At 57.5% G+C, this 5,998-nt stretch carries 8 protein-coding genes; 6 read left to right on the top strand and 2 right to left on the bottom strand.

Annotated elements, in window-relative coordinates; translation table 11 throughout:
- The 6 genes from KPG71_RS19390 to KPG71_RS19365 form a co-directional block, all read left to right on the top strand.
- Positions 1 to 1,254, top strand: a 1,254-nt coding sequence (locus tag KPG71_RS19390) for an amidase (protein WP_216340371.1), incomplete at its 5' end; no start/stop codon positions are given.
- Between the two features lie 183 nt (positions 1,255 to 1,437).
- Entirely contained in the window at positions 1,438 to 1,593 is a 156-nt protein-coding gene (locus KPG71_RS19385) for a hypothetical protein (protein ID WP_216340369.1), read from the top strand.
- A 274-nt stretch (positions 1,594 to 1,867) separates the two neighbouring features.
- Positions 1,868 to 2,200, top strand: a complete 333-nt coding sequence (locus tag KPG71_RS19380) for a helix-turn-helix transcriptional regulator (protein ID WP_216340367.1) — start codon at positions 1,868 to 1,870, stop codon at positions 2,198 to 2,200.
- Positions 2,190 to 3,506, top strand: coding sequence for a type II toxin-antitoxin system HipA family toxin (locus tag KPG71_RS19375; RefSeq protein WP_253196395.1), 1,317 nt, complete (start codon positions 2,190 to 2,192; stop codon positions 3,504 to 3,506). The genes KPG71_RS19380 and KPG71_RS19375 overlap by 11 nt, the downstream gene beginning before the upstream one ends.
- A gap of 354 nt (positions 3,507 to 3,860) precedes the next feature.
- Complete coding sequence (locus tag KPG71_RS19370; RefSeq protein WP_253196394.1) at positions 3,861 to 4,856, top strand: GSU2403 family nucleotidyltransferase fold protein; 996 nt, start codon at positions 3,861 to 3,863, stop codon at positions 4,854 to 4,856.
- Between the two features lie 247 nt (positions 4,857 to 5,103).
- Complete coding sequence (locus tag KPG71_RS19365; RefSeq protein ID WP_253196393.1) at positions 5,104 to 5,328, top strand: WGR domain-containing protein; 225 nt, start codon at positions 5,104 to 5,106, stop codon at positions 5,326 to 5,328.
- Positions 5,329 to 5,516: 188 nt separating this feature from the next.
- Here the strand turns inward: KPG71_RS19365 and KPG71_RS19360 are convergent, their stop codons facing one another.
- Both KPG71_RS19360 and KPG71_RS19355 read right to left on the bottom strand, forming a co-directional pair.
- Positions 5,517 to 5,780: a hypothetical protein gene (locus KPG71_RS19360; RefSeq protein WP_216340360.1), complete on the bottom strand. Its 264-nt coding sequence runs from the start codon at positions 5,778 to 5,780 to the stop codon at positions 5,517 to 5,519.
- Positions 5,777 to 5,998: hypothetical protein (locus tag KPG71_RS19355; protein ID WP_216340358.1), on the bottom strand; the 222-nt coding region annotated here is incomplete at its 5' end. The genes KPG71_RS19355 and KPG71_RS19360, both read right to left, overlap by 4 nt.

Raw genomic sequence — 5,998 nt, 5'->3', positions numbered from 1 at the left:
ATACAAGTCCACGGTGTATATCCCCAAGCCCTCCCGAAATCCGAAAGGGCAAAAGTGGACGACTTTTACGCCGCCCGCGACAACACTATGCCGTCGCTACCGTGGCCGAGTATTGCTCCGCCGTTCATAGCGGGACCATTGCACGGCATTCCGGTGGCGATCAAGGACATATTCGCCACGCAAGGCATGCGGACGACCTTCGGGTCGCGCACGATGGCCGATCACGTGCCAGAACAAGATAATATTCATGTCGCGCGGCTCCGGGCTGCGGGGGCAATCATTTTGGGCAAGACCAATACATCGGAATTCGCCTACGGAGCGCAAACCACGAACCCGATCTTCCGTGTGACACGCAATCCCCATGATCCGACGCGCACGGTTTCGGGATCGTCAGGGGGCGCCGCAGCGGCGCTGGCTGCGGGATTGACTGTTCTGGCTGATGGGTCGGATCTGGGCGGATCGATCCGCGCGCCCGCAGGATTTGCCGGCGTGGTAGGTCTGCGTCCGACCGCGCGCGTGGTGCCACTGCAAGAAACAGCTCGTCCCTTCGATAACCTGAACGTTCCCGGCCCGATGGCGCGCAGTCTGGATGATGCGCGGATGATGCTCGAGGTGATGGCAGGCGCATCCGCCCTCGACCCATGGTCGCAGGCGCTCGCTCCGGCAAAAAACCTTGCCGTCCAGGGATTACGTGTCGCATGGTGTCTTACTCCGGGAGGGGCGCCGATCGCCCCGGGGATCGCCGCAGCCTTGCGGCCAATACGCGCCCGCCTTGACGAATTGGGGGCGCAGATCGTCGACATCGACCCGGGTCTTGGCTTCATGCTGGAAGCTCAGCAAGTTTTTCGCGACTGGTCCGCGCGGCTGGAGATCGGTGATGTGTGGAAGCGCGATTTCGACCTCTACGGCCCTGAAATGCAGCGCACATTGCTCCGCGCAGAGGCTTTAACCGCTTCTGACCTTGCCCGTAGCGACGCCGCCCGCCGCAAGGGATGGGAGCTGATGCAGGCGTTCTTTGAAACGTATGACATCTGCGTCTGGCCGACCAACAGTCAGCCGCCCTACAGCGCTGATTCCGATGTGGCCGACTTGGACCTGAACGAAACGCCGACACTGGTGACACCCCTTCTGGGGATCCCCGCACTTTCGGTGCCGGTCGGCCTGACATCGAAAGGTTTCCCGGCCAGTATTCAATTCATCGGCCCGCGCCATTCAGACCGCGATATCCTTCGCATCGCGCAGGAAGTTACGTAGGTAATACCCGTCCTCTCCCGTTGGTCTCCACAGATGGCATACCACTGATTTTTGGCTGTCGACGTCGGTGAGGGCGTTGTCACGGTAACTTCGGGTTGCGTGAGAAATGGCTAAGATCCGGTTTCAAGTGGCAGCTGGCTGCAGGTCGATACCTTCGAAGACGATGGCACGCCGATCCACGAAATGGGCGTGGGCAAGGAGCCCGGCATCTACTTTCTGGGTCTGCCCTTTCAGACCCGCCGACGGTCCAGCTTCCTGTTCGGCGTCTGCTACGATGCCAAGTATGTCGGGGACTACATCGCCATGATGCAGAAGTATCACGACAAATATAGCGCTTGAGGGAACAGGCTTGCTCAAAGCTTTTCGGTTTTAACCTGCGACATATCCGGCAGCTTTGAAATAGTTCCAGCACTCCTGTGGTGAGAACATATCGCAGATGTACCCGAGGGCTTCGAAGAGGTCGGTAAAGGGCATTATAGTACCCGCCAAGTCATCTTATGGGTCATATATTACCCGTCAATTTGACTTTCTGAATCTCTTGTGCCTATATTGGTCACTTAAAGAACCGCGAAGTGATTTCATGGGTCATAAAAGATCCATTTAGGGCAAGACAATGAAGCGCACACGCAGCTACTCACGCGTCACCAAGCAGGCGCTCTCCATCCTCGGCAAGCTTGTGAAGCTCGGGCGGATGGAGCGTGGCTTGACGGCTGCCGAACTCGCCGAGCGTGCCGGCATCACCCGTAAGACGTTGCGCCGGATCGAGTATGGCGAGCCGGGTCCCGAGATCGGCACCGTCTTCGAGGTCGCGGCTCTCGTCGGTGTGCGCCTGTTTAAGTTCGACGAGCGCACGCTTGCGATGCACAATGCCCGCCTCGATGAAAAACTCACACTCCTGCCGAAAAGTGTTCGCTCGTCCGGACGGGAGGTCGATGATGACTTCTAAGCTCAGAGCGCCCGATGGCGCCTTTGTCTGGATTTGGCTGCCGGGCGAAACCGAGCCTGTTGTCGCCGGCCGTCTGACGAAAGAAGGCAACCGCCTCACCTTCAACTACGGCGCAAGCTATCTCGGCCGCAAGAACGCCATACCGATCTACGAGCCGGAGCTGCCGCTGCGGCAAGGACTCATTGATCCGCCTGCCGGCATGGACATGCCTAGTTCTATCCGTGACGGCTCGCCGGATGCCTGGGGACGGCGTGTCATTATCAACCGTCTTGTCGGTGCCAAAGCCATTGAGGATGCCGGCAATCAGCTGAACGAACTCACCTTCCTCCTGGAGTCTGGCTCCGACCGAATCGGCGCGCTCGACTTTCAGGAAAGTGCCACCGAGTACGTCCCGCGCCTTGCAGCCGAGGCATCTTACGAGGAACTGCTCGCCGCCGCCGAACGAGTCGAGAAAGGCCTGCCGCTGACACCAGCGCTCGATCAAGCGATTAATCACGGCACATCGATTGGTGGCGCACGGCCAAAGGCTCTTATCGAAGGTGACGACAAGAAACTGATCGCGAAATTCTCGTCATCGAACGACCTGTACAGTGTCGTGAAGGCTGAATTCATGGCGATGCGGCTGGCCGCATCCTGTGGTCTGAATGTTGCCCCTGTCTCGTTGATCGAAGCCGCAGGCAAAGACGTTCTCCTGATCGAACGCTTCGACCGCACGAGGGCGGACGGTGACTGGCAGCGCCATGCGATGGTGTCAGCGCTCACCATGCTCGGCCTCGACGAGATGATGGCGCGCTACGCTTCCTACGAAGACCTTGCCGAGATCATCCGGCACCGCTTCACCGATCCGAAGGATACGCTGCGCGAACTCTTTGGCCGGATTTGCTTCAATGTCCTTTGCGGCAACACGGACGATCACGCCCGCAACCATGCGGCTTTCTGGGACGGCAAGATGCTGACCCTGACACCGGCCTACGACATCTGCCCGCAGGGGCGAGCCGGAAACGAAGCGGCCCAAGCGATGCTGATCACCGGCGAGAACCGCATGAGTACGCTGGCAACATGCCTCGCCGCCGCCCGGCATTTCCTGATGAGCGAGGCTGAAGCCGCCGCGATCATCGACGGGCAACTGGCGATCATCGCTGAAAACTGGCCCGCCATCACAGACGAAGCGAAGCTGTCACCCACTGACCGCAGTCTGTTTGCGGGGCGGCAATTTCTGAATCCCTACTGTGCCGACGGCCTCGAAGACGCCAATGCAGCGCTGTATGAACGCTTCTCCAAAGCGCGGGCGATCCTGATCGACTAAACGGCATCAAGCGATCCGCCTCATCCTCATGTTCTTCTTGATCATCATGCTGATCGTGATGATTGGAATGCCGTTGATCATGATCTCCAGGCAAAACAGCAAGCGTTGCGTCACAGGCTGATCAAATGGGTTACGAGGTTCTTCTGATGGTCGTTGTTGTTGTGATCATGCAAACTGCCTGATCAGTGGTCACGATAGTGGCTCCTTACCGCACTTGATGATGTCTCATAATCGGTAGCGTTCCCATTCTGAGGTATTTACCACTCTATGCCTAGCAATTTATGTTTTGATAGGTATATATGTGCCAAGCAAAATACGAAAGTGATTGGCATGACTCCACTCAGCAGTATCGCGATGAGCGCCTATACCGATCTGGTTCGGCTTTTGAAGGACGACGCAGTCTCTGGCGTGAAAGGTAAGCCGACCCTGAAGCAGCGCGGCGACAAGGGGTACTGGTATTCTGCGCGCCGTGTCGGATCGGAGATGCGTTTTTTCTACATCGGTGAGGACAATGACGAAACGCGCGCGCGCATCGACCGCCTGGAAGAATTGCATGAGACAGCAAAGGCGCGGCAGGCCGAGCGATCTCGGCTGGTACGTCTGTTGCGCGCGGAGGGCATGACGCCCACCGACCGGGCGACCGGTTCCATCCTGTCTGCCCTGGCAGACGCGGGGACATTCAGACTCGGTGGCACTATTGTCGGTACGAATGCGTTTCGCCTGTATGAAGGCGAGCTTGGTATCCGTCTGCCCCTGGGTGGAATGGCAAACACCGGGGACATCGACATCGCCCAGTTCGAAAAACTCAGCGTCGCGTTACAAGATAAAGTTGACCCGGGCCTGGCGGAGACATTTTCGGCGCTGAAGTTCGATCCATTGCCGGGGCTCGACCCGGGACGCACCTGGCGATGGGCTCAGGGCGGCAGTGGCCAGCTGGTCGAGTTTCTTACGCCCGCGTTTGGTGCGGAAACCATCAGAGATCTGCCTGCGTTGGGTGTCAACGCGCAGGCCCTGAACTATCTCAATTTTCTGATCGCCGAACCGATCCACGCGGCAGCCATTTATAGATCCGGGGTTCTGGTCCAGGTGCCTCGCCCCGAGAGATACGCAATTCACAAGCTGATTATCGCAGACCGGCGGCGTGATGGCGCAGGGAGCCTCAAAGCATCCAAGGACCGGGAGCAGGCCGCGTTTCTCATCGAGGCGATGGCGGAGGACCGGCCTGACGATCTGTCCCGTGCTTACGTCCAAGCCATGGAGGTTGGCCCGCGCTGGCGCGAACATATTGGAAATTCACTGACCCGGATGCCCGACACGAAGAACATCATCGACAGGATCAGGGGGCATTGATCGGTACATTCAGTTGATGGTGACGATCATCATGATGATGGCGATGCTGACGCATTGGTCGTGTCGATCCAACGATTCACTGCAAACACAATATCAAAAAACTGGCCTTGCCTTAGCTGCGCAGCGGAAACACGGGGCGAGCCTAAGTAGAACATACTGGAAAGGCACAAGACCACCTGATATTGTGGTGAACATGTGAAGTAGACGCAATATGTATGGCAGGGCAGCGGGCTTTAGCATGACTGCGATGAGTGTTGACCTCAAGCGGATTGATCCGGAACTGAACATGCGGCGCTTTTACCGCATGAGCTTGCAGCCAGATCTTTTCGGCGGCATTGACTTGGTGCGGGAGTGGGGCAGGGTTGGATGTCGGGGCCAATTGCTCATTGAGCGGCACCCTGGGGAAATCGAAGCAATATCTTCAATGCGGATGCGCGAGGCCATCAAACGAAAAAGGGGCTACAAATCGTAGGTGGTAGCGGTTGCGTGTAACATGTTCAAATATTTATCAATGCAGAAGCGAGACTCGACTGAAGACGCTCGATCGGGCTGCGATACTGATTAGCTTGGCGCCGGCTGGCCTGATGGGGCCAGCCGACGTTTTTTTACAGAACCGATATCTGCGACAGAACCCCACAGACGAACCGCGCGGCCGGGAATTCAATCGAATGAGCCATCCGGGGCGATATTCTCAAGCACCTCGGGCCACATCTGCATGTCGACGATAGGTCGCATTGCAACGCGGAGACCGCCAAAACCCAGGTCGGTTTCTGCTTTTTCAAAGATGAACCCGCAGTAGTCGGCAAGCTCTTTGGCGGCGAGATTGATTGCGTATTCCAGGCGTTTTCTATGCACATCGTAGCGAGGATTTTCGGTTGAATGTAACCCACGGAGAACATCGTTCACGTCGAGATATTTTGTCATAGCCGCACTCCTTCGACGGTCTTCTCGCAGTTGTTGCGCAACTGTTTGTCGGTTTGCTCCCTATTCGCCGAGTTTCGACGGCCGGTATCTATGAACGGCGGAGCAATACTCGGCCACGGTAGCGACGGCATAGTGTTGTCGCGGGCGGCGTAAAAGTCGTCCACTTTTGCCCTTTCGGATTTCGGGAGGGCTTGGGGATATACACCGTGGACTTGTAT

Origin of the sequence: Roseovarius sp. PS-C2 (assembly GCF_018862045.1) — a bacterium.
GTDB lineage: Bacteria > Pseudomonadota > Alphaproteobacteria > Rhodobacterales > Rhodobacteraceae > Roseovarius.
The sequence above is the reverse complement of the archived record's forward strand: the minus strand, read 5'-3'. Positions and strand labels throughout refer to the sequence as shown.